The sequence below is a fragment of the Ferrovibrio sp. genome, from assembly GCF_035304305.1.
In the GTDB taxonomy this organism is placed as follows: domain Bacteria; phylum Pseudomonadota; class Alphaproteobacteria; order Ferrovibrionales; family Ferrovibrionaceae; genus Ferrovibrio.
Map to the genome: position 1 here is coordinate 1 of NZ_DATGQG010000062.1, position 2930 is coordinate 2930.

The window sequence follows — 2930 nt, forward strand, 5'->3', positions numbered from 1 at the left end:
CAGTCCATCCATTTCGGCGTGATGCCGCAGGCGATCCCGGTCATCCTTTCAATCACGCTCTACAATTTCGAAAGCAATGTGCGCTCGAGCACGATCCTCGGCATCGTGGGTGCCGGAGGGATCGGGTTTCTGCTTTCCGACCGCATCCGCGCCTACCGGTGGGACGAAGCCTGGTCGATCATCATCCTGATCATCGTCATGGTTTACATCATCGACGCCATTTCGGCGGCGATCCGCATGCGCATCATCGGAACCGGCCCCGCGCGCCGCCCGGTCCACTGAGACGGCTACCGGGACGCGCAATTCCAGAAAAAGTGGATACTGGTTTTTCGTCCGAAATTGCAAAAAAACAATAACTTGGACCCTCTCTGTATTGCCGGAAATACAGAAAGGGTCCAACGGCCACCTCGAAAAATGGAAGGCAGCGGGTTCAGGCTACGGCGGATGCCGGACGGGCGCTGATGCCAATCAAGATGATCGCCGCCGCCATCAGCAGAACGAAAGCGGCCGTCCCGAACACCCCGGTGCCGCCGGTCAGGTCGAAAACCGCGCCTCCGGCCGCCGCGCCGATCGAAATGGCGAGCTGGATTGCGGCAACCAGCAGACCACCGGCGCTTTCCGCCTGATCGGGAACGGTGCGGGCGAGCCATGTAGACCAGGCGACAGGGACCGCGCCGAAGGCCAACCCCCACAGCGCCACCATCGCGGCCGCTGCGGCCGGCAGGTAGCCGAAGGCTACCAGCGCGAAACCGAGAAACGCCATCAGCAGCGGCATGGAAATCAGGGTCAGCCGCAGGCTGCGTTCGATCATCGCTCCGGCCAGCAGCGTTCCCGCGAAATTCGCCACGCCGAAGCCCAAAAGGATGCCGGACAGCGCGTCGATGCCGACACCGGTCACCGTCTCAAGAAACGGGCGGATGTAGGTGAAGAAGGCAAAATGGCCGGTGAAGACCAGCATGACCGCGACCATGCCGCGGCCCATTGCGGGCCTAGCAACCACTTCGGCCAGCGTGCGCAGACCCGTGGCGCCGCTTGGCTTCATCCTGGGCAGCGTCGCAAACTGCACGGCCAATGCGATGGCCGCAACCCCCGCCGCCAGTAGAAAAACGTTGCGCCATCCGGCGATGTCGCCGAGATAGCTCCCGGCGGGAGCCGCCAGAATGGTGGCGGCGGAAACGCCGCTTAAGATGATCGACAATGCCCGGGGCACCAGCGCCTCCGGCACCAGCCGCATGGCAATCGCCACCGACATCGACCAGAAGCCGCCGAGGGCGACACCAAGCAGCACGCGCCCGAAGAGCAGAAGCAGATAGCCGGGCGCGAAGGCAACCATGAGATTCGACGCCAGCAGAAGGATAGAGAAGCCCAGAAGAACACGCCGCCGGTCCATATGCTTCAGAGTGGCCGAAATCAGCAGGCTTGCTAGGAACGCGACGACGGCGGTCGCGGTGACGGCCTGGCCGGCCTGTCCTTCAGTAACGCCGAGCTCGGCCGCCATCGGGGTAAGAAGACTGGCAGGCAGGAACTCCGCCGTTACCAATCCGAACACTCCCAGCGCCATCGAAATGACCGCGCCCCAGGCCGGCTCCGCCTGCGCCTTCCGTACATCTGACCATCGCTCCAACTTGTTCATCAATCGCTCCTTCACGAAGCACCAAATTCCTCAGTGCCGCAGAATTAGGATGGACATTTCGGACGCGCTATGTCACATGATCCGGAATGCTTGATCGAAAGTCCGAATCCTTCGGAACGCGAGAGGCGGGCGTGGACCTCATCAGCGAGTTGCTGATGGGCATGAGGCTCGTCGGGCTCAATTATCGCCGTATCGAGATCACGCCGCCTTTCGGTCTGCGGATGGGCGAAGCGGAAGGCAAGGCGCAGTTTCATTTCATCGCGCGTGGACCGGTGTTCCTGCGCGCCGGCGAGACAGTTCATGAAATTCAAAGCGGCGGCGCCGTGCTGCTGCCGCGCGGCGGCGCGCACGACCTGGTCTCGCAGCCCGATCTGCCGGGCCGGGACCTCGCAGCCTACGAGACCACCGCGTTGTGCAACGGGGTCAGCGCCATCCGGTCCTGTTCGGCTGGGCCTTCCTCGAACAACGTCCTCATCTTCAGCGGATGCATGGAGTTCGATCTCGGCAGCATGCACCCGCTGATTGGGCTGATGCCGGAGGTCATGCGCGTCTGCACGCTTCTCGACCGTTATCCCGAGCTTTTGCCCATGCTTGAAGCGATGGAGCGCGAGGCGGTCGGGAACCGCGCCGGCTATGCCGGCATCCTCGCCCGACTGGCCGATGTCATTGCCGCCTTTGTCGTGCGGGCATGGGTGGAGTGCGGCTGCGGCGATGCCAGCGGCTGGGTCGCGGCCCTGCGCGATCCGCGTCTTGGGAGAGTCATCGCCGCGATCCACCGCGATCCCGGTAGGAACTGGTCCGTTGCCGAGCTTGCCCGTGAAATGGGCAGCTCACGGTCCGTCTTTGCCGATCGGTTCGTTCAGGTCACGGGTGTGACGCCCTTGCGCTATGTGGCGGAAGTGAGAATGCGGCTTGCGGCGCAATGGATCGGGCGCGAGCGGATGCCCATCGAAACCGCTGCGCAGCGCCTCGGCTATGCCTCGCAGGCGGCCTTCAGCCGGGCTTTCAAACGTGTGACAGGATACGCGCCAGGCAGGCTCCGGCCGTAACTTCTCAAACACCCTTCTCTGGGCATGGCCGTGCCCAGCAGTGCGCATGCCTGGCACTGACGGCTGCATCCAAGGTATGGATGCTACCCGGACATGAGGACAAATAAGCATCAAAGGATATCAGCCGATTGGCTTCAATCTCCAGGTGGCGCGGTGGATTCGCGAACCACCAGCGAGAAATCGATTTCACGGTGCATGATCGCATTTTCGCCCGCCAGGCGCTTCACCAGATACTCACCGGCCCGGAC

General features: G+C 63.0%; 3 protein-coding genes. 2 read left to right on the forward strand and 1 reads right to left on the reverse strand.

The window, feature by feature from the left end; all coding sequences use genetic code 11:
- Window positions 1-282, forward strand: a 282-nt coding sequence (locus VKZ87_RS07930; RefSeq protein WP_324220711.1) for a PhnE/PtxC family ABC transporter permease, incomplete at its 5' end; no start/stop codon positions are given.
- Window positions 283-430: 148 nt separating this feature from the next.
- Here VKZ87_RS07930 and VKZ87_RS07935 read toward each other — a convergent pair.
- The gene (locus VKZ87_RS07935) at window positions 431-1648 is read right to left on the reverse strand and encodes an MFS transporter (RefSeq protein WP_324220712.1); all 1218 of its coding nucleotides are present in this window, start codon (window positions 1646-1648) and stop codon (window positions 431-433) included.
- A 116-nt stretch (window positions 1649-1764) separates the two neighbouring features.
- On the opposite strand from VKZ87_RS07935, the gene VKZ87_RS07940 reads away from it, so the two are divergent.
- Entirely contained in the window at window positions 1765-2682 is a 918-nt protein-coding gene (locus VKZ87_RS07940) for an AraC family transcriptional regulator (protein ID WP_324220713.1), read from the forward strand.
- Window positions 2683-2930: the final 248 nt, after the last annotated feature.